Below are 18,641 nucleotides of genomic sequence, written 5' to 3'. Positions count from 1 at the left end.
CGATGGATATTAAATCTCCTAAAGTGTTTGAAACAAGCGACAAAGCTCATGCGGATCTGTTCAATGACATGGTGAAGGTATTACTTGAAAATGATGCCGGGCTGTTAGAACAATTCGTTGGCCATATTGAAGATACTAAGCCGCATGCATCTGAAGCAGAGAAGAAGAAATGGAATGAATCGCAGATATATAAGATCACAGCTGATGACGGCAAATACTTGATTTCTGTTCCAGCTGACAAAAATATTTATGATGCTATTAAAGACAAAGGGACCTGTACTTTCATTGCAGCCCCAGGTGTAGAGGATTCTCCAGCGCCTAGTAACGCCTATTTGAGAGGAATACAGACTGTTGGCCAAAACAACATCGGAACCGGTTTTGCGGTAGACACGTCAGGTAATGCCTATTACTTCTACTATAATTCTACCCATATATCTATCACTTGGACGCAGCTTCCGACAGCAGCTGAAAAAGATAAATGGAACAGTGGCCAACTCTATAAACTGACGCAAGATTCCGGGGATCGCAAGCCGCTTCCAACTGTTTTGAATGGAACCGATATCTTGTCTTTACCACCTGGTCGTTATTATGCAGCAGGTCAATACCTTACAAACAAACCGACGACAAACGATTCATCGTACTTCAATATTGATGTTGAGGGCGCAGAAACAAGAAAAGACATTCGTTTATGTAGAAGTTTTGACAATCTGTACTGGTTCGGAACCGTTCATACTGGCGGCGTCTTTAAAGGGTGGAAACAAGTTTTAACAGTGGAGGATATGGCAAACAGCACTTTTGTTGATACTTATGATCAAGATAATTCATCTATTTCAGCCGCAGAAAATGTTGCAACAAAGCTTGTTTTTGGCGCAACACGAGCGGATGAATTATCAGAGTATAACCGCTCTCGTGCTGAAATCACACTGAAAAACAGTGGGCTTTATTTGATCAGACTTTATGTCACTAGTAATAACATTACAGTTGGATCAGATAATATTTTAGCCTGTTATGTCAATGGATCAGAGTATCAAAGGTTTGGAAACTGGAATCCAGCGACATCATCAAATACGTGCGTGCTTTATTTATTACAAAAATTTAAAGCTGGAGATAAGGTAACCTTTTATATAACCCCAAGAGGGACCAACAAAACAGTATCAATAACCACAGCTTACGTTACCATGTCTCAGTTGAGATAGGAGGGAAAAAATGAATAAGGCGCTAGCGATCAAATATTTATACCCAAATGCGGAACTAGGTGAGGATTATTCGGTTCGAGATGATGGAGAAGGACAATTTATAGACAAGTGGTTATTAGCCGAACCTATACCTTCAGATGAAGAGTTGGATGCTGCATGGCAAGAGTATTTGAAATTAGACAATGAACAGCCTATGACTCAGGTTGAAAAACAATTGCTTCTTATTGGAGAACAGTTAGCGAAAGAAAAAATCGCTCGCCAACAGACAGAAAGAGTAAATGCAACGTTAGGGCAGCAGCTTGCAGAAATGCGAATAGAAATCCTTAAATTGAAGGGAGGGTTTACAGATGAATCTTAATTTCTGGGTGTTAGCGTTATTTTATAAATGGGCCACTACTGAAATGGTTAAACAAGCAATGTCGTTTAAGGATTGTTCAATTGAAGAACTAGAAGAGGGCGTTCAAGAGGAATATGTTACACATGATCAATACAAAGAAATAACCGGTGAAGTATATAAAACGCCAGAAGCCGAGTAGAAAGGCTTTTTATTTTGCCTTCTTTAAGGAGGTGGACAAAGTGAAGGAGTAGGTGAGTATGGTGGAAATGGATTTGGCGCAATACTTGATGACGCAAGGACCCTTTGCGGTTCTTTTTTGTTGGGTATTGTTTTATGTTCTCAACACGACAAAGGAAAGAGAAAACAAGCTCAATGAACAAATCGAAGCGCAAAATGAAGTGTTAGCAAAGTTCAGTGAAAAGTATGATGTCGTGATCGACAAGCTCGATAAAATTGAACGGAATTTAAAATAGGAGGGAACATTTATGAAAAACTTCGACAAAGGCACGGTGATCCGCACGGTGCTTCTATTTATGGCATTGATCAACCAAGCATTAATTATATTTGGCAAGCCAATCTTGCCGATCAGTGAGGATCAAGTCACTTCGTTGGCTGAAACATTGTACCTTGCTGGTTCAATGATCTTCACAATCGCAACAACCCTTGTCGCATGGTTCAAAAACAACTATGTGACACCTAAAGGACAGAAGCAGAAAGAAGTCCTAAAACAAAAAGGATTAACGAAATGAAGGGCTGCCACGAGGTAGCTCTTTTTATATTAAATTGATCAGAGGAGACGATGGACATGGTGAAAATCATTAAAGATTTTATTCCAAAGAGTAACCGCAACAGACCAGGAAACTATATGAAGCCTTTGTATATTACGGTTCATAACACAGCTAACACAGCAAAAGGGGCAAACGCAGCGAGTCACGCATCTTTTGTGAAACGATCTAGTACAGGTGTAAGCTGGCACTATACGGTGGATGAAAATTGTATTTATCAACACCTGCCGCTAAATGAAAACGGATGGCATGCAGGAGATGGACGAGGAACCGGGAACATGAAGTCAATTGGAATTGAGATTTGCGAAAACGCAGACGGCAATTTTGAAAAAGCGGTTGAAAATGCTCAATGGCTCATTCGTCAGCTCATGACAGAGCAAGGCATTCCATTGGCCAACCTTGTACCGCACAAGAGATGGAGCGGCAAAGAATGCCCTCGTAAACTGCTTAATCGTTGGGACAGCTTCAAAGCGGGTATCGCAACCGCCCATACAGGAAAAAAGGCAACAGCAAAGCCTGTGAAAGCGTCACCTGTCAAAAATACACCATCCAAGCCAAAAGCGAGTAAGCCTAAAAAATCATTTAACTTACCATCTGGCATTATTAAAGTAACCAACCCTTTGACAAAGGGCGCTGGAGTAAAAGCATTGCAGGAGGCTCTGGCTGCTGTGTATTATTACCCGGACAAAGGCGCAAAAAATAACGGGATTGATGGCTACTATGGGCCAAAGACAGCAAATGCAGTTAAACGATTCCAGCTCATGCATGGTCTGGTTGCAGACGGAATTTATGGTCCAAAAACAAAACAGACTTTAGAAAAAGCTTTGAATTGAAAAAGCCCTATAAGTAAAAGAATTCCCGCCCTAGTCAATTAATTGACTAGGGATTTTTTTATTTTGAATGAAATTATACTGTATAAGGATTATTTTGAATGAAATTATACTGTATAAGGATTATTTTGAATTAAATTTTGCATTTCGGGTTTATTTAAAAATAATAATCTGTTAATATTTAAATAAATGAAATATAATTTTATGAGGTGTGCTATGGCAATTATACTTGATAATACAGATAAAGCAATCATAAGGGAATTACAGGAAGATGCTTCAATATCAAATTTACAATTATCTAAAAAAATTGGGCTTTCGCCTTCTGCATGTCTTTCAAGAACAAAAGGTCTAGTTGAAGCCGGGATTATTAAAAAATTTACGACAATTGTTGATGAGAAAAAACTTGGAATCGAAGTCACAGCATTTGCTCTCATTAACTTATCGCCCTTGAATAGAGAAACAATTCATTCATTTTTAGAGGATATAGGCAAATTTCCAGAGATTCAAGAGTGCTACACCCTGACAGGAAGTCATGATTATTTGCTAAAGATTGTTTCAAAAGATATGGAAAGTTATAGGGATTTCATTATTGATTCATTAATGCAGAACCCTGCCATCAGTCGAGTAGATACAAGTATGGTTATGAGCACAGAAAAGAGAACTGTTAGTGTGCCAATTGATGAAATGTAGGAGGTGCATAATGTGAGAAAAACGAATGAAATATTTACTAATATATCTCTTGAAAATAGGGATAAAAGTAAAATGAAAACAGCTTTTCATGCTGCATTTCCACATACTCTTCCTATTTTAGCTGGGTTTATTTTCTTGGGAATAGCTTATGGAATTTTTATGCATTCTTTAGGATTTAGCGCTATTTATCCAATCATCATGAGCTTTTTGATTTTTGCAGGATCAATGGAGTTTGTTGCAGCGAATTTTTTGCTTGGTGAGTTTCATCTTATGAATGTTCTTTTTATAACACTCATGATAAATGCTCGGCATTTGTTCTATGGTATTTCCATGCTTGATAAATACAGAGGAACTGGAAAGAAAAAGTTTTATTTGATTTATGGGATGTGTGATGAATCTTTTGCTATAAATTATACAGCTGAAATTCCGGCTAATGTTGACAAAGGATGGTTTATGTTTTTCGTGACGCTATTTAATCATTTGTATTGGGTTGCAGGAGCAGCAATTGGAGGGATTTTTGGTTCTTACGTAAACTTTAATACAGAAGGACTTGAATTTGTAATGACTGCCTTATTTATTGTCATTTTCATAGAACAATGGATGAAAGAAAAAAAACATTACAGTGCTCTTACAGGACTTGGGCTTTCAGTAGTCAGTCTTATGTTATTTGGAGAAAGTCAATTTATCATTCCTGCAATGTTGGGGATTTTAGGATTTTTGACGATCCTTAGGAAACCTTTGGAGAAAGCAGGGGTTTCTGTATGACGATGACGCAGCAAATGTTGATCATTGCTATGGTGGTCTTTGGAACAATGATTACACGGTTCCTTCCATTTATAATATTTCCTTCTGGTAATCCTACTCCAAAATATGTGCAATATTTGGGGAAAGTGCTACCAGCAGCAGTTATTGGACTTCTAGTTATTTATTGTTTCAAGGATGTCAATTTATATTCTGATAATCATGGTGTTCCTGAATTGATAGGAGCGGCTACAGTGATCTTACTCCATTTTTGGAAAAAAAGTATGCTTCTATCGATAGCAGGAGGAACTGTTGTTTATATGGTTTTAGTGCAATTGGTTTTTTAAACATATTTTTATAAGGGGTTGGGACTAATGAATAAAAAAATTGACGAGAATCAAATTTTTAAACAATATCGTGAAGAGATTTACAAGCAGGTAAAGAATGATCCGTATGCCCAGTCATTGGGGATTGAATTGATCACTTTCGAAGCTGATATTGCGGAGGCAAGGCTTGAGGTTCAAAGTCATATGGTGAATGCTTATGGCACTGTTCATGGAGCTGTGATTTATGCTCTAGCAGATCATGCGTTTTCCGTAGCATGCAATGCGTATGGAAAAACATCGTTAGGAATTTCGACAACCATCCAGTTTATTCAGTCAGCAAAAGCAGGTGACCAAATTATCGCTCGCGCAACAGAAGTGAAACGAAACTATCGTACTGGTTTCTATCGAATCGATATTTTACATGGGGAAAATTTGATTGCAACTATGGATGCTGTGTCTTATCGCAAAGATCATTATTTTATTGAAATGAATGAAAATAAACTGAATTGAGGCTCAGTACAACTAATATGCAAATAGCATGGTATTTTTTACTGATCGTTCAAATAAGTATTTACAGTAATTATTGGAGGATGTATGATGTCAAAGAAAATTTCTTCTTCCTATATCGTAATTATAGGGTTAATGCTATTTGCTCTTTTTTTTGGAGCAGGAAATCTCATTTTTCCTCCCATGTTAGGTCAAATGGCTGGAAAAAATGTTTGGAGTGCTAACGCCGGTTTCTTAGTTACCGGTGTTGGTTTACCATTACTTGCTATAATGGCATTTGTTTTTTCTGGTAAAAAAAATTTGCAATCACTGGCAAGTCGTGTACATCCAATATTTGGAGTGGTTTTTACAACATTACTATATCTGGCCATTGGCCCTTTCTTCGCTATACCAAGATCAGGAAATGTATCATTTGAAATAGGGCTGAAACCCTTTTTGTCAAATGATGCGCAAACTTTATCTATGTTATTATTTACAATAGTGTTTTTCTCCTTGGCTTGCTTGCTATCACTTAATCCTTCAAAAATAATTGATGTAGTTGGAAAGTTTTTGACACCAATAAAATTAACTTTTATAGGATCACTTGTAGTTATAACTTTTATTCACCCAATCGGAAACATTCATTTACCATCAAAAGAGTATGCAACAAATCCATTTTTTAAAGGGTTTCAGGAAGGATACCTGACCTTGGATGCCCTTGTAGCATTTGTATTTGGGATTATTATAGTAAATGCACTTAAAGATCGAGGATCAACTACAAAAAAACAGTTAATGATTATTTGTGCAAAAGCAGCTACAATTGCAGCTGTGCTTTTAGCGCTTATCTATACTGCTCTTTCTTATATGGGAGCTTCTAGCGTTGAAAAATTCGGTGTTTTAGAAAATGGTGCAGAGGTTCTCTCTAATGTGTCATTTTATTATTTCGGATCTTATGGTTCAATCTTTTTAGGTTTAATGATAACGGTAGCATGTCTGACAACTAGCGTTGGATTAATTACAGCGTGTTCTTCATTTTTTCATGAATTATTTCCTGAAATTTCTTATAGAAAAATAGCAATTATTTTATCGCTATTTAGTACGTTTGTTTCAAATATAGGGTTAACTCAATTAATTAAAGTATCAATTCCGATTTTAACGACTATGTATCCAATAGCTATAACTCTAATTTTCTTAACACTTTTACATCCACTCTTTAAAGGAAGAACTAAAGTATATCAATTTAGTTTGTTTTTTACATTTATAGTTAGTCTATATGAAGGTTTCAATTCAGCTGGGATAAAAATTGAAATAATAGATCATTTCTTTACACAGCTTTTACCTATGTATAACATGGGAATTGGGTGGTTCCTTCCAGCTATCCTTGGTGGAATAACGGGTTATATTTATAGCAACATTTTGGGACAAAGACTTTAAATTTATTGGACTAATATGATTTTAAACGTCCCCTTTATAACTTAGATAGCTCCTTTGCAGGAGCTCTTTTTTTGTTCTATTTGCGGTATCTTTTCGGTGCTTTGTAAATTTCTGTATGTAATAATATATGTAATATAAGGGAAATTCGTGGAAGGGGAGTAAGGGATGGAGAAAGTTCTTTCTTCACATGTTGGTGTGAAAATAAATGAATGGTATAAAATGATTCGGCAATTCAGTGTTCCAGATGCTGAGATTTTGAAAGCAGAGGTAGAACAAGAAATTGAACGAATGGAAGAAGACCAGGATTTACTGATTTACTATCAATTGATGTGCTTTCGTCATCAGCTTATGCTTGATTATATTAAACCCTCAGAGCAGCGCTCTATATCCATTGCAGACTTAGTTGATAAAATAGAAAATTCCAACCATAAATTGTCCGGCATGCTGCAGTATTACAACGCGTTTTTTCGTGGGATGTATGAGTTCAGTATAAAAGAATATGTACAGGCCATCCAATACTATAAAATGGCCGAGAAACAACTTACGCTAGTTATAGATGATATTGAGCAAGCCGAGTTTCACTTCAAGGTGGCTGAAGCCTACTATATTATGAAACAAACTCATGTTTCTATGCATCATATTTTAAAAGCGCTTGAAATCTACGATCAATACGATCTGTATAAAGTGAGAAAAATTCAATGCTTATTTGTAATAGCAGGAAATTATGATGATTTGGCTCGACACGATAAATCAATTCCTCATCTAAAGAATGCAATTAAAATTGCAGAGGAAATTGGAGATCAAAAAATCCTAACTAAAGCATTTTTGAATATTGGCCATACATTTGATAGAGATGGTCAATGGGATGAAGCTATCAATTATTTTGAGAAGGCTATTCAAAAGGCAGATGATGATTCTGAGCTTCTTACCAAATTGTATTTTGCGATTAGCTGTACGCAATTTAAAGCAGGAAGACTTAAAGAAGGAGAAGCATCTTTAAAACAAGGAACTAATATACTTGAGGAAGCCCCTAATAAGCTTTATGAAAACCTATTTACCTTCTTAGAAGCGGTTTATGTTAATAATATAAATGAGGAGCAGCTGGCCGAAGTGTTTCAGTATCTAGAACAGAAACAGCTTTTCGCTTACGCTGAGGCATGCTATATAGTGTATGCAGATGAGTATGGGAAACAAGGTCAATTTGAAGAAGCAACAGCTGCTTATCAAAAGGTATTAGAAACACAACTCAAAATTCAGAGAGGGGATTGTTTGTATGAGTTTTAAGAAGGGTTTTACGATGATTGCTCTTACTGTGGTTGCAGCTGCAGGAGTGTACACTATTGCAACTGATCGAAACACGACATCGATAGAAATACAAAAAATCGATCGAAACACGACTATGATCGATCGAAACACAACTTCTCAAAACGTATAGGCAAAATTAAAACAGACCCTGCATGGTCTGTTTTTTTATGGGGACGGATTGGGGACCAACCCTTTCAGTTTTGTTCAGAAATGAAAATATTTATTCAGAAAGGCTCATCATAGAACCTTGTTAAATCAGTCTTTTTCAGAGAACGTCTGTTTGCTTCGGGTGATGTCGTTCACCCTGCCAGCGTAGCGCTCTCCCAGCTGAGCTAATGCCCCGAGGTATGACGACATAATTTATTATAATCAATCCTCCTGTGAAATTCAAGCTGTAAAACGTAAACACATCGTCTATTTTTCTTTCTGCTCAATTGGAATATAGTCAAAAATTTCGCCAGAATGAACAGAATGGGCTAATCGTCTCAGCCAGTCATAATAGGCTTTTGAGCTTTCAAGCTGCTCAATGAGCTGCTGCGCTTCCTCTCTTACATGTTCCTCCAGCTGATCATCACGCGACACCTCTTGAAGCCGCTCTTGCGCTTCTTCAATTGCCGCTAAATTGACCTCGACCTCACGTTCCCATTTTTGCGGAAAGAAGTTCGTGAAAAACTTAAAAAAGTCTTTTTCCGCAACAAAGCTGTGTTTTCTTCGGCCCCGGTGAAACGTCTTTTTGACAATATTCATGTCTTGCAGTTTTTTCACACTCGTGCTCATACTCGGCTTACTCATTTGCAGCTCTTCACGCATTTCATCCAGTGTCATTTCCTCATTTAAATACATCGTCCCATATAGAATACCTGCACTTCTTGTAATGCCATAGAGATCCATCGTTTCAGCTATGGAATCAATGACTAGATCTTTAGCAGCTAAAATACGATCTTCTGTTTGCGGCTTTTCCTGCTTTTTCATTTTGTCCCTGCTTTCTATTAAGAAAATTCAATCCGTTCAAAAAAATCTTTATGGACTATATGTTAACGAAAGAATACAAAATGTCAAAATAAATGAAGCATATCTCCCTTTGACAGAAAAATTTGAACATGATAAGTTAATTATGTTCAAAACGTTAAATTTTTATTTAACAAACTTACCAAAGAGAATCAGAGGAGGTTCCTTCTATGAGTCAAACACTATTTATAGACGGACAATGGGTTGGCGCTAAAAGTACCGACACGCGGGATATCATCAATCCGTTCAATCAAGAAGTGATCGCGACAGTCAGCGAAGGATCTAGAAATGACGCGCAGCTAGCCATTAAAGCAGCGAGAAAAGCCTTCGATCAAGGGGACTGGGCAAACATGCCTGGACTTGAAAGAGGAAATATTGTGTTTAAGATAGCTGAATTGATTAGACGTGATCTCGATGAACTAGCCAAATTGGAATCGCTTGATACAGGCAAAACATTAGAGGAAAGCAAAGCAGATATGGACGATATTGCGAACGTGTTCCAATATTACGCAGGTCTGGCTGATAAAGAGGGCGGGGAAATCATTGCATCGCCAATTCCAAACTCGAAAAGTGAATTAGTCAGAGAGCCTGTCGGTGTATGCGGACAAATCACTCCTTGGAACTATCCATTGCTTCAAGCAAGCTGGAAAATCGCTCCTGCACTTGCGGCGGGAAATACAATCGTTTTAAAGCCAAGTGAAATCACACCACTCACCACAATAAAAGTATTTAAACTCATGGAAGAAGCGGGCGTTCCAGCAGGTGTTGCAAACCTAGTGCTTGGACCTGGGGCAACCGTTGGAGATGAGCTTGCTGTAAATGATCAAGTAGATCTGATTTCATTTACAGGCGGTATTGAAACAGGGAAGAAAATTATGCAGGGAGCCAGCGGGAATGTGAAAAAAATAGCCCTTGAGCTCGGCGGAAAGAATCCGAATATTGTGTTTCAAGATGCTGATTTAGACGTAGCGGTTGACCAGGCGATGAATGCTGTGTTTTTCCATGCAGGGCAAGTGTGTTCAGCAGGTTCACGTTTGCTGGTGGAAGAATCCATTCATGATGAATTTTTAGAAGAACTGGTGAAGCGTACGAAAAAAATCAAGCTAGGCAGCGGCTTTGATGAACACACCCAGAGCGGGCCGCTCATCTCAGCTGAGCATCGAGAAAAAGTAGAAAAATACGTCAGCATCGGTTTAGAAGAAGGCGCTAAGTTAGAGACAGGCGGAAAAAGACCTGACGCAGAGGAGCTGCAAAATGGGTTCTTCTACTTGCCGACCATTTTCTCAGGCTGCACGTCAGATATGCGGATTGTTCAGGAAGAAGTCTTTGGACCCGTCCTGACAGTCGAATCCTTCCGTACAGAGGAAGAAGTCATCAAGCTGGCAAATGATACGATTTATGGATTAGCAGGAGCTGTGTGGTCTTCTGATATCAGCAAGGCCGAAAGAGTGGCTCGACAATTAAGGTTGGGCACGGTTTGGATCAATGACTTCCACCCTTATTTCGCTCAAGCACCTTGGGGTGGCTATAAGCAATCAGGCATTGGGCGCGAATTAGGACGCACGGGACTTGAAGAATATACGGAGCTGAAGCATTTATATCGAAATACAAAACCTGAAGCGGTTCATTGGTTTAAATAAAAATTACGCATTTGGAGGAGATTCTATATGACACTAAATATGAAAATTGAAAGCATGCAGAAATTTCATACATTTGAAATTCCAACTGTCATCAAACACGGCATTGGTGCAGTGAAACATGTTGGGGAAGAAGTGAAAGCATACGGCGTTTCAAAGGTATTGCTTGTAACAGACCCTGGTATTTATCAAGCCGGCGTGGTGGACCCCGTAGTTGCTTCATTAAAAGAAGCGCAAATCGATGTCGTTCTATTTGATAAAGTAGAGCCAAATCCGCCAGTCCGTTTAGTGAACGAAGGATCTGCTTTATATGAAAAAGAAGGCTGTAATGGATTAGTCGCAGTAGGCGGCGGCAGTTCAATGGATACAGCAAAAGCAATCGGAGTAGAGGCGACTCATGAAGGCTCAGTCCTTGATTACGAAGCAGCAGAGGGGAAAAAACCGCTTGAAAACAGAATCCCGCCTTTAACTACTATTCCGACAACAGCTGGTACAGGTTCAGAGGTGACGCAGTGGGCGGTCATTACTGATGAAGAAAGAGAATTCAAATTCAATACAGGTGGACCTCTCATTGCAGCTCACCTTACAGTGATTGACCCAGAGCTTCATGTATCCATGCCGCCTCATGTGACTGCAATGACTGGAATTGACGCGCTTGCTCACGCGATTGAATGCTATACGATGAAATTTGCTCAGCCCATTACAGATGCGGTAGCGCTCATGGCGATTGAATATGCTGCTCATTATATTCGCCGTGCCTTTGCCGATGGCGAGGACTTAGAAGCCAGATATGGAATGGCACAAGCTGCGATGCTTGCCGGGCTTTCTTATGGAAGTGAATCAGCAGGAGCTGCACATGCGATGAGTCAAACACTCGGAGGCATTATTCCTGTAGCGCACGGGCAGTGTGTTGCAGCGATGATGGGACCAGTGATGGAGTATAACTGGAAAGGGTATCCGGAAAAATTCGCTCGAATTGCGCAAGCGTTTGGTATTGATACAAGCAGAATGTCAACAGAGGAAGCAGCCAAAGCAGCTGTGAACTGGATGTATGATTTAGTAGAAGATTTAGAAGTTCCTTCATTAGAAGAACAAGGTGTATCAAAAGATATGATTGATCGTTTATCTAAAGAAGCGATGAAAGACCCGCAAACAGTTGGAAACCCAAGAGATTTAAACGAAAAAGCGTACAACTGGATTTATGCTCGCTGCTTTGAGTTAACACCTAAAACGGTATAATAATGAAAAAAGGCTCCCAAAAGGGAGTCTTTTTTATGCCTATAGTTGTTCTTTAATTTCTTTGATTTGATGAATATGGCGTTTTTCGTGTGCGCCGATAAAATCAAGGTATTGCTTAAGGGATAGCTCTTTAAACACAGGATGTGCAATGACGCGTTTGAAATCTTCCTCAGTAAATGTTGATAAAATTTGATTGAGCTGCTCACGTGCAGTATCGAGCTCATCCTTTAAATGTGTAGGTGTTACATGCTTGCGTTCAGGCTCAACAATACTAGGCGCAGTGGCTTTTTTCGAACGGTCCTCTGCCATTTCTACCGGCTTTGGTTCATATTCTTTAATCGGTGCTTTTTTACCCTCAGCAGCTAGATGTTTTGCTGCAACTAGGTCCATTTTCTTTAAATGATCTGCTACCTCTTGAATACTCCAAGTATCATCAGATAATTTTTGGTTCAATTGTTCTTCGCTCAAACCTTGCAGCTCGTGCCACAATTCTTGTCTCGCTTCATGTAATATACTCATTTTCTCATCACCTCAAGATCAAATTTTAACATAATGGTACATGACAATCATTCTTGAGCTATCCGAAAATCCCTTTGAAGAATTGTGATGAAATATGAAACCTTTACAAAAGTGGTTCGTATTACCTGTTAGAAGGAATACATTGGAGGTGGGTGTGGTCTAAATGAAACAAAAGATGTTCATTTCATGAAGAAAGGATGAGGAAGATGGATGTGTTCGGGCTGCCTCTTCAGACGCTGTATTTATACATATTAATGATATCAGGAATCCTGACACTTGTTTTCGTCTTTTTCGGCGATGTATTTGATGGATTATTTGAAGCGATCCCTGTTCCATTCCTTCAACCAACATTGATCCTCGCATTTCTTACCTTTTTCTCGGCTGGAGGGTTTATCTCTGAAAAAACAGCAATTGTAGGAAGTGGGCTTGGCGCAGTATTATCTGCCATCCTCGCAGTGATCCTTGTGACCTGTTTGAATGTATTTGTATTAGTCCCGCTTTCCTCTGCTGAAGAATCTCTCTCTTATACGGAAGCCGATTTAAAAGGAAGAACTGGGGAGATCATTGTATCTGTTCCAAAAGACGGATTTGGAGAAGTGCTGTTAATCAGTAATAGCGGGAAAATCTCAAAGCCAGCTGTCAGTTTCGACCAAGAGGAGATTCCATATGGAACCCGTGTGCTAGTTGTCGAAGTGAACAAAGGCGTCTTATCTGTTATACCAAATGAAGAAATCTAGGAGGGAATGCTATGCCAGGAACAACTATTTTAGTGATCATTGGAATTGTGCTTGTGATTCTTATTGCACTTATTGGTGTATTTGTTTCTAAATACCGGACAGCAGGTCCAGATGAAGCATTAATCGTTACAGGAAGTTACCTAGGAAGTAAAAATGTCCACGTGGATGAAGGTGGAAACAAGATTAAGATTGTAAGAGGCGGCGGTACCTTTGTACTTCCAGTCTTTCAACAAGCCGAACCGCTCAGCTTACTATCTAGCAAGCTAGATGTTTCAACCCCTGAAGTCTATACCGAACAAGGTGTACCAGTCATGGCGGATGGAACGGCCATCATAAAAATTGGTGGATCGATTGAAGAAATTGCTACTGCTGCAGAGCAATTTTTAGGTAAAACAAAAGAAGACCGCGAAAACGAAGCAAGAGAAGTATTAGAAGGCCATCTTCGTTCCATCTTAGGATCAATGACAGTTGAAGAGATTTATAAAAACAGAGAGAAATTTTCTCAAGAAGTACAACGTGTCGCTTCTCAAGATTTAGCGAAAATGGGTCTTGTCATTGTATCGTTTACGATTAAAGATGTTCGTGATAAAAATGGCTATTTAGAATCTCTAGGTAAACCAAGAATTGCCCAAGTAAAACGCGATGCAGATATTGCAACAGCTGAAGCAGATAAAGAAACACGTATCAAACGTGCCGAAGCAGATAAAGATGCGAAGAAATCTGAGCTTGAGCGTGCTACTGAAATCGCTGAAGCAGAAAAGATCAATGAGCTGAAAAGAGCAGAATTCAGACGTGAACAGGATACGGCGAAAGCAAGTGCTGACCAAGCGTACGATCTAGAAACAGCTCGTAACCGTCAGCACGTAACTGAACAAGAAATGCAAGTCAAAATCATTGAGCGTCAGAAACAAATTGAATTAGAAGAAAAAGAGATTCAGCGTCGTGAACGTCAATACGATTCTGAAGTGAAAAAGAAAGCAGATGCGGACCGTTATGCTGTTGAGCAGTCGGCTGCTGCGGAAAAAGCGAAACGCCTTGCTGAAGCAGATGCGAAGAAATACAGCATTGAAGCAATGGCAAAAGCAGAAGCTGAGAAAGTTCGTATTGACGGACTTGCCAAAGCGGAAGCGGATCGTGCAAAAGGGGAAACAGAAGCGGAAGTCATTAGACTAAAAGGACTTGCAGAAGCGGAAGCGAAAGAGAAAATCGCTGAAGCATTCGAACAGTATGGTCAGGCAGCGATCCTTGATATGATTGTGAAAATGCTACCTGAATATGCGAAGCAAGTATCTGCACCACTTTCTAACATTGATAAAATTACTGTTGTGGATACGGGCGGTAACGGGGAAGGCAGCGGTGCCAATAAAGTTACAGGCTATGCCACAAACCTCATGTCCAGTCTGCAAGAAAGCCTGAAAGCATCCTCTGGAATAGATGTGAAAGAAATAATTGAGAACTTTTCCGGCAAAGGAAATGTGAAGCAAAGCATTCAAGAACTAACCAATGAAATCAAACAACCAAGAAAAAAAGAGATCGCTGATACTCAAATAGAAGAATAAAATCAATAGACACCTTCCAGCAGAAGGTGTCTATTTTTTATAGAAGAAGTTTTAACCATTGAAATACAGACCATTGAATTCTACGTAATAGGAATTTATGTTAATGAAGATAGGGTGTAAAAAACTAAAAGGAGTGGTGCGGATGAAGGTGAGACATGCTGTACATCAAGATATTCCTAAAATCGCCGAAATACATGTGAAGAGCTGGCAAACGACTTATCAAGGCATTATTAATCAGGATTATTTGGATGGTTTAAATATAAAAGATCGGAAAGAGAGCTGGAGAAAAAGATCGCTTGAAGGCACGTTTGTCGCAGAAGATGCGGATGGCGTATTTGGTTTTGCTTCTTTCGGAAAACAACGTGACGAACGTTATTCTACATATGATGGAGAGCTGTATGCCATCTATTTATTACAACAGAAACAGAAATCAGGTGCGGGTATTGCTTTAATTGCTAAAGGTGTCGATTATTTAATAGAAAAAGGGTATCAGAGGTTGATGCTATGGGTGTTTGAACAAAATTCGGCAAAACAATTTTATCAAAAACTTCAACCTAGTTTTGTCGTTACCAGCCAGTTCGAGCTGGCTGGCGAGAACCATAATGAAATAGGGTATGGATGGGAGCTGTCTATATTGAATAACCATGTACAGCGGATTAAATCGTCAGCTTCCAGTAATAATGAGAGAAAAAAGTGAAGAGCACAGCAAGCAGCATGTAAGAAATAAACGGTGAAGCTTCTACTTTTCCTTTCACGCCTGCTATTTTTAAAGCTTCATAGAAACCTGCCAAAAAATAAGCAAGACTGAGAATATAGCAGCACAGCATAATGGAGTAAGGGCTCATTGTCGTACCTCCAGCATGAAATCTTCTATTATTAATAGATTCCATAGAGCAGCAAATTATGCATAAAAAAATAACCAGCTGAAATCAGCCGGTTATTTTTGATGAGGAAAAACCAAACGAGATGCACTTGGGATGAGTATACAAAGAACGATACTGCAAATAATAAATGAAGGAACCATATATGTGCTGTTATAAATTAAAGAGTAGACCCATCCTGGTGTTCCTTTCGGTGCATATTGAGAGAAGAAAACGACGCCAGAAATAAAGAACGTTAGCAGTCTGAATAAACTAGCAACAAAAACAGCTAAGGTAATATAGAAGAATTGCTGTTTTCGCTTTTGATCCTGAATGGCTTTTTTGATCAGTCCAGAAAACAGGCCGCTTAAAGAAATGACAACAGATGCAACGAAGTAATCGAGGAATCCTTGAACAGGTGTAGCGATGATCGGGCTATTCATCAGCTGAAGACCTGCGATTAACACACCGATGATAAATCCGGTAGATATTCCCCATCTAATAGACATGAGAATGACGGGAATCATAATCAGCGCAAGAGAACCGCCATTGGGCATTCTTAAAAAGAGACCTGATAAGTAATCTAATACAAGTGCAAGTGAAGTCATAATCGCGATTTCCATCAGTCGTACCAATTGATTTGATTGCTGCATAAAAAAATCTCCTTTTTCATGAATTGAGCAAGGAGAGACCGTGTAAGGATGAGTATGTTATTCATAGAAAAACATATCGATTTGAATACACCGTATGTATTCAAGTGATTCCACATTCCTACTTCAGTATTAACTGACAGGTTCAAAGGGTCAGAACAACGAATGTTCACTCTCAGCACAAAGCTCCCCCTGCGGTTATTTAGTTTCAATCTATTATAAATATACTAAAGACCTGCAGGATCAACAATAGACAATTCCCGAGATAATCAGCATTTGTATCAATATATAGGAAGAGATAAGGAAAAATAAATTATTTAGAAAAAATACTTGTTTCTTCTTTCAAAAGGTGTTATATTTGTATTCGCCGCTGAAACAGCGCGGTTGATAAATAACATTAAGAAAAAAGTTGTTGACTTTATCTTGATAGAATGTTATATTAATAAAGTCGCCTCTGAGAGACGACGAAAATGATCTTTGAAAACTAAACAAGACAAAACGTACCTGTTAATTCGAGTTTTTATAAAAAAATCCTATGTAACTTCATAGGTAGTCAGTCAAACTGGCGAAAAGCAAAACTTCGGTTTTGTACTTTTTCGGAGAGTTTGATCCTGGCTCAGGACGAACGCTGGCGGCGTGCCTAATACATGCAAGTCGAGCGGACAGAAGGGAGCTTGCTCCCGGATGTTAGCGGCGGACGGGTGAGTAACACGTGGGTAACCTGCCTGTAAGACTGGGATAACTCCGGGAAACCGGAGCTAATACCGGATAGTTCCTTGAACCGCATGGTTCAAGGATGAAAGACGGTTTCGGCTGTCACTTACAGATGGACCCGCGGCGCATTAGCTAGTTGGTGGGGTAATGGCTCACCAAGGCGACGATGCGTAGCCGACCTGAGAGGGTGATCGGCCACACTGGGACTGAGACACGGCCCAGACTCCTACGGGAGGCAGCAGTAGGGAATCTTCCGCAATGGACGAAAGTCTGACGGAGCAACGCCGCGTGAGTGATGAAGGTTTTCGGATCGTAAAGCTCTGTTGTTAGGGAAGAACAAGTGCGAGAGTAACTGCTCGCACCTTGACGGTACCTAACCAGAAAGCCACGGCTAACTACGTGCCAGCAGCCGCGGTAATACGTAGGTGGCAAGCGTTGTCCGGAATTATTGGGCGTAAAGGGCTCGCAGGCGGTTTCTTAAGTCTGATGTGAAAGCCCCCGGCTCAACCGGGGAGGGTCATTGGAAACTGGGAAACTTGAGTGCAGAAGAGGAGAGTGGAATTCCACGTGTAGCGGTGAAATGCGTAGAGATGTGGAGGAACACCAGTGGCGAAGGCGACTCTCTGGTCTGTAACTGACGCTGAGGAGCGAAAGCGTGGGGAGCGAACAGGATTAGATACCCTGGTAGTCCACGCCGTAAACGATGAGTGCTAAGTGTTAGGGGGTTTCCGCCCCTTAGTGCTGCAGCTAACGCATTAAGCACTCCGCCTGGGGAGTACGGTCGCAAGACTGAAACTCAAAGGAATTGACGGGGGCCCGCACAAGCGGTGGAGCATGTGGTTTAATTCGAAGCAACGCGAAGAACCTTACCAGGTCTTGACATCCTCTGACAACCCTAGAGATAGGGCTTTCCCTTCGGGGACAGAGTGACAGGTGGTGCATGGTTGTCGTCAGCTCGTGTCGTGAGATGTTGGGTTAAGTCCCGCAACGAGCGCAACCCTTGATCTTAGTTGCCAGCATTCAGTTGGGCACTCTAAGGTGACTGCCGGTGACAAACCGGAGGAAGGTGGGGATGACGTCAAATCATCATGCCCCTTATGACCTGGGCTACACACGTGCTACAATGGACAGAACAAAGGGCTGCAAGACCGCAAGGTTTAGCCAATCCCATAAATCTGTTCTCAGTTCGGATCGCAGTCTGCAACTCGACTGCGTGAAGCTGGAATCGCTAGTAATCGCGGATCAGCATGCCGCGGTGAATACGTTCCCGGGCCTTGTACACACCGCCCGTCACACCACGAGAGTTTGCAACACCCGAAGTCGGTGAGGTAACCTTTATGGAGCCAGCCGCCGAAGGTGGGGCAGATGATTGGGGTGAAGTCGTAACAAGGTAGCCGTATCGGAAGGTGCGGCTGGATCACCTCCTTTCTAAGGATATATGGAGCAGCGTACGTTTTCGTCTTGTTTAGTTTTGAAGGATCATTCCTTCAAAACATGTCTCTAGCGAGACAGGATTGTTCTTTGAAAACTAGATAACAATAAGTAATACATTCACATTGAATGCAATGCAAAGTTCATCACACATAGT

At 40.1% G+C, this 18,641-nt stretch carries 22 protein-coding genes, 1 rRNA gene and 1 riboswitch; of the genes, 19 read left to right on the top strand and 4 right to left on the bottom strand.

Features of this window, described 5'->3' with window-relative positions; translation table 11 throughout:
* Nucleotides 1–2: 2 nt before the first annotated feature.
* The 13 genes from MHB69_RS14400 to MHB69_RS14340 all read left to right on the top strand — a co-directional run bounded on the left by MHB69_RS14400 (nucleotide 3) and on the right by MHB69_RS14340 (nucleotide 8,260).
* A complete protein-coding gene (locus MHB69_RS14400) occupies nucleotides 3–1,196 on the top strand; it encodes a hypothetical protein (RefSeq protein ID WP_335350964.1) in 1,194 nt (397 codons plus the stop codon).
* Nucleotides 1,197–1,206: 10 nt separating this feature from the next.
* Nucleotides 1,207–1,554, top strand: coding sequence for an XkdW family protein (locus tag MHB69_RS14395; RefSeq protein WP_106156813.1), 348 nt, complete (start codon nucleotides 1,207–1,209; stop codon nucleotides 1,552–1,554).
* Entirely contained in the window at nucleotides 1,544–1,732 is a 189-nt protein-coding gene (locus tag MHB69_RS14390) for an XkdX family protein (protein WP_106156812.1), read from the top strand. The genes MHB69_RS14395 and MHB69_RS14390 overlap by 11 nt, the downstream gene beginning before the upstream one ends.
* Nucleotides 1,733–1,793: 61 nt before the next feature.
* Nucleotides 1,794–2,006, top strand: coding sequence for a BhlA/UviB family holin-like peptide (locus tag MHB69_RS14385; RefSeq protein WP_025092921.1), 213 nt, complete (start codon nucleotides 1,794–1,796; stop codon nucleotides 2,004–2,006).
* Between the two features lie 12 nt (nucleotides 2,007–2,018).
* Nucleotides 2,019–2,282 (top strand): phage holin, encoded by a 264-nt coding sequence (locus tag MHB69_RS14380; RefSeq protein WP_342495696.1) that lies wholly within the window; start codon nucleotides 2,019–2,021, stop codon nucleotides 2,280–2,282.
* A gap of 56 nt (nucleotides 2,283–2,338) precedes the next feature.
* Nucleotides 2,339–3,151 carry an N-acetylmuramoyl-L-alanine amidase gene (locus MHB69_RS14375; protein ID WP_256688620.1) on the top strand — a complete coding sequence of 271 codons (813 nt, stop codon included), beginning with the start codon at nucleotides 2,339–2,341 and terminating at the stop codon, nucleotides 3,149–3,151.
* A 213-nt stretch (nucleotides 3,152–3,364) separates the two neighbouring features.
* On the top strand, nucleotides 3,365–3,838 hold the full coding sequence (locus MHB69_RS14370; protein ID WP_256688619.1) for an Lrp/AsnC family transcriptional regulator: 474 nt from the start codon (nucleotides 3,365–3,367) through the stop codon (nucleotides 3,836–3,838).
* 72 nt (nucleotides 3,839–3,910) lie between these two features.
* Nucleotides 3,911–4,603: an azaleucine resistance protein AzlC gene (gene azlC, locus MHB69_RS14365; RefSeq protein ID WP_342496241.1), complete on the top strand. Its 693-nt coding sequence runs from the start codon at nucleotides 3,911–3,913 to the stop codon at nucleotides 4,601–4,603.
* Nucleotides 4,600–4,926 (top strand): branched-chain amino acid transporter permease, encoded by a 327-nt coding sequence (locus MHB69_RS14360; protein ID WP_256688618.1) that lies wholly within the window; start codon nucleotides 4,600–4,602, stop codon nucleotides 4,924–4,926. Before azlC ends, MHB69_RS14360 begins: the two co-directional genes overlap by 4 nt.
* Before the next feature lie 27 nt (nucleotides 4,927–4,953).
* Nucleotides 4,954–5,415 (top strand): hotdog fold thioesterase, encoded by a 462-nt coding sequence (locus MHB69_RS14355; RefSeq protein ID WP_256688617.1) that lies wholly within the window; start codon nucleotides 4,954–4,956, stop codon nucleotides 5,413–5,415.
* A gap of 87 nt (nucleotides 5,416–5,502) precedes the next feature.
* On the top strand, nucleotides 5,503–6,825 hold the full coding sequence (gene brnQ / locus MHB69_RS14350; RefSeq protein ID WP_256688616.1) for a branched-chain amino acid transport system II carrier protein: 1,323 nt from the start codon (nucleotides 5,503–5,505) through the stop codon (nucleotides 6,823–6,825).
* Nucleotides 6,826–6,990: 165 nt separating this feature from the next.
* A complete protein-coding gene (locus MHB69_RS14345) occupies nucleotides 6,991–8,109 on the top strand; it encodes a Rap family tetratricopeptide repeat protein (protein ID WP_326241620.1) in 1,119 nt (372 codons plus the stop codon).
* Nucleotides 8,099–8,260, top strand: a complete 162-nt coding sequence (locus MHB69_RS14340) for a RapH phosphatase inhibitor (protein WP_178897158.1) — start codon at nucleotides 8,099–8,101, stop codon at nucleotides 8,258–8,260. Before MHB69_RS14345 ends, MHB69_RS14340 begins: the two co-directional genes overlap by 11 nt.
* Nucleotides 8,261–8,544: 284 nt before the next feature.
* On the opposite strand, the gene MHB69_RS14335 is transcribed toward MHB69_RS14340, so the two are convergent.
* The gene (locus tag MHB69_RS14335; protein WP_065215257.1) at nucleotides 8,545–9,102 is read right to left on the bottom strand and encodes a GbsR/MarR family transcriptional regulator; all 558 of its coding nucleotides are present in this window, start codon (nucleotides 9,100–9,102) and stop codon (nucleotides 8,545–8,547) included.
* Between the two features lie 206 nt (nucleotides 9,103–9,308).
* Here MHB69_RS14335 and betB point away from each other — a divergent pair, with 206 nt between their 5' ends.
* Both betB and MHB69_RS14325 read left to right on the top strand, forming a co-directional pair.
* Nucleotides 9,309–10,778 carry a betaine-aldehyde dehydrogenase gene (betB, locus tag MHB69_RS14330; protein WP_070325937.1) on the top strand — a complete coding sequence of 490 codons (1,470 nt, stop codon included), beginning with the start codon at nucleotides 9,309–9,311 and terminating at the stop codon, nucleotides 10,776–10,778.
* A 27-nt stretch (nucleotides 10,779–10,805) separates the two neighbouring features.
* Nucleotides 10,806–12,014, top strand: coding sequence for an iron-containing alcohol dehydrogenase (locus tag MHB69_RS14325; protein WP_070325936.1), 1,209 nt, complete (start codon nucleotides 10,806–10,808; stop codon nucleotides 12,012–12,014).
* 39 nt (nucleotides 12,015–12,053) lie between these two features.
* On the opposite strand, the gene MHB69_RS14320 is transcribed toward MHB69_RS14325, so the two are convergent.
* On the bottom strand, nucleotides 12,054–12,533 hold the full coding sequence (locus tag MHB69_RS14320; RefSeq protein ID WP_024425883.1) for a DinB family protein: 480 nt from the start codon (nucleotides 12,531–12,533) through the stop codon (nucleotides 12,054–12,056).
* 206 nt (nucleotides 12,534–12,739) lie between these two features.
* On the opposite strand from MHB69_RS14320, the gene MHB69_RS14315 reads away from it, so the two are divergent.
* The 3 genes from MHB69_RS14315 (at nucleotide 12,740) to MHB69_RS14305 (ending at nucleotide 15,526) form a co-directional block, all read left to right on the top strand.
* Nucleotides 12,740–13,270: a hypothetical protein gene (locus MHB69_RS14315; protein WP_034284306.1), complete on the top strand. Its 531-nt coding sequence runs from the start codon at nucleotides 12,740–12,742 to the stop codon at nucleotides 13,268–13,270.
* A gap of 11 nt (nucleotides 13,271–13,281) precedes the next feature.
* A complete protein-coding gene (locus MHB69_RS14310) occupies nucleotides 13,282–14,829 on the top strand; it encodes a flotillin family protein (RefSeq protein ID WP_034284308.1) in 1,548 nt (515 codons plus the stop codon).
* A gap of 142 nt (nucleotides 14,830–14,971) precedes the next feature.
* Entirely contained in the window at nucleotides 14,972–15,526 is a 555-nt protein-coding gene (locus tag MHB69_RS14305; protein ID WP_034284309.1) for a GNAT family N-acetyltransferase, read from the top strand.
* On the opposite strand, the gene MHB69_RS14300 is transcribed toward MHB69_RS14305, so the two are convergent.
* Both MHB69_RS14300 and thiT read right to left on the bottom strand, forming a co-directional pair.
* The gene (locus MHB69_RS14300) at nucleotides 15,486–15,674 is read right to left on the bottom strand and encodes a hypothetical protein (protein ID WP_024423229.1); all 189 of its coding nucleotides are present in this window, start codon (nucleotides 15,672–15,674) and stop codon (nucleotides 15,486–15,488) included. The genes MHB69_RS14305 and MHB69_RS14300 overlap by 41 nt on opposite strands.
* 92 nt (nucleotides 15,675–15,766) lie before the next feature.
* Nucleotides 15,767–16,342, bottom strand: a complete 576-nt coding sequence (gene thiT / locus MHB69_RS14295) for an energy-coupled thiamine transporter ThiT (protein ID WP_034284310.1) — start codon at nucleotides 16,340–16,342, stop codon at nucleotides 15,767–15,769.
* A gap of 98 nt (nucleotides 16,343–16,440) precedes the next feature.
* A riboswitch (TPP riboswitch) is annotated at nucleotides 16,441–16,542 on the bottom strand.
* A 390-nt stretch (nucleotides 16,543–16,932) separates the two neighbouring features.
* Between thiT and MHB69_RS14290 the strand changes: the two genes are divergently transcribed.
* Nucleotides 16,933–18,481 (top strand): 16S ribosomal RNA (locus tag MHB69_RS14290).
* Nucleotides 18,482–18,641: the final 160 nt, after the last annotated feature.

It is taken from the genome of Bacillus sp. FSL K6-0994 (assembly GCF_038630815.1).
In the GTDB taxonomy this organism is placed as follows: Bacteria; Bacillota; Bacilli; order Bacillales; family Bacillaceae; genus Bacillus; species Bacillus safensis.
Note: the sequence above shows the minus strand (reverse complement) of the source record. Positions and strands in the feature narration are given on the sequence as shown.

Excerpts from the sequence above, each read along its gene's own strand:
- MHB69_RS14400 (WP_335350964.1), top strand. The coding sequence starts at position 3 with ATGGATATTAAATCTCCTAAAGTGTTTGAAACAAGCGACAAAGCTCAT.
- MHB69_RS14395 (WP_106156813.1), top strand. The coding sequence starts at position 1,207 with ATGAATAAGGCGCTAGCGATCAAATATTTATACCCAAATGCGGAACTA.
- MHB69_RS14390 (WP_106156812.1), top strand. The coding sequence starts at position 1,544 with ATGAATCTTAATTTCTGGGTGTTAGCGTTATTTTATAAATGGGCCACT.
- MHB69_RS14380 (WP_342495696.1), top strand. The coding sequence starts at position 2,019 with ATGAAAAACTTCGACAAAGGCACGGTGATCCGCACGGTGCTTCTATTT.
- MHB69_RS14375 (WP_256688620.1), top strand. The coding sequence starts at position 2,339 with ATGGTGAAAATCATTAAAGATTTTATTCCAAAGAGTAACCGCAACAGA.
- MHB69_RS14370 (WP_256688619.1), top strand. The coding sequence starts at position 3,365 with ATGGCAATTATACTTGATAATACAGATAAAGCAATCATAAGGGAATTA.
- azlC (WP_342496241.1), top strand. The coding sequence starts at position 3,911 with ATGAAAACAGCTTTTCATGCTGCATTTCCACATACTCTTCCTATTTTA.
- MHB69_RS14360 (WP_256688618.1), top strand. The coding sequence starts at position 4,600 with ATGACGATGACGCAGCAAATGTTGATCATTGCTATGGTGGTCTTTGGA.
- MHB69_RS14355 (WP_256688617.1), top strand. The coding sequence starts at position 4,954 with ATGAATAAAAAAATTGACGAGAATCAAATTTTTAAACAATATCGTGAA.
- brnQ (WP_256688616.1), top strand. The coding sequence starts at position 5,503 with ATGTCAAAGAAAATTTCTTCTTCCTATATCGTAATTATAGGGTTAATG.
- MHB69_RS14345 (WP_326241620.1), top strand. The coding sequence starts at position 6,991 with ATGGAGAAAGTTCTTTCTTCACATGTTGGTGTGAAAATAAATGAATGG.
- MHB69_RS14340 (WP_178897158.1), top strand. The coding sequence starts at position 8,099 with ATGAGTTTTAAGAAGGGTTTTACGATGATTGCTCTTACTGTGGTTGCA.
- MHB69_RS14335 (WP_065215257.1), bottom strand. The coding sequence starts at position 9,102 with ATGAAAAAGCAGGAAAAGCCGCAAACAGAAGATCGTATTTTAGCTGCT.
- betB (WP_070325937.1), top strand. The coding sequence starts at position 9,309 with ATGAGTCAAACACTATTTATAGACGGACAATGGGTTGGCGCTAAAAGT.
- MHB69_RS14325 (WP_070325936.1), top strand. The coding sequence starts at position 10,806 with ATGACACTAAATATGAAAATTGAAAGCATGCAGAAATTTCATACATTT.
- MHB69_RS14320 (WP_024425883.1), bottom strand. The coding sequence starts at position 12,533 with ATGAGTATATTACATGAAGCGAGACAAGAATTGTGGCACGAGCTGCAA.
- MHB69_RS14315 (WP_034284306.1), top strand. The coding sequence starts at position 12,740 with ATGGATGTGTTCGGGCTGCCTCTTCAGACGCTGTATTTATACATATTA.
- MHB69_RS14310 (WP_034284308.1), top strand. The coding sequence starts at position 13,282 with ATGCCAGGAACAACTATTTTAGTGATCATTGGAATTGTGCTTGTGATT.
- MHB69_RS14305 (WP_034284309.1), top strand. The coding sequence starts at position 14,972 with ATGAAGGTGAGACATGCTGTACATCAAGATATTCCTAAAATCGCCGAA.
- MHB69_RS14300 (WP_024423229.1), bottom strand. The coding sequence starts at position 15,674 with ATGAGCCCTTACTCCATTATGCTGTGCTGCTATATTCTCAGTCTTGCT.
- thiT (WP_034284310.1), bottom strand. The coding sequence starts at position 16,342 with ATGCAGCAATCAAATCAATTGGTACGACTGATGGAAATCGCGATTATG.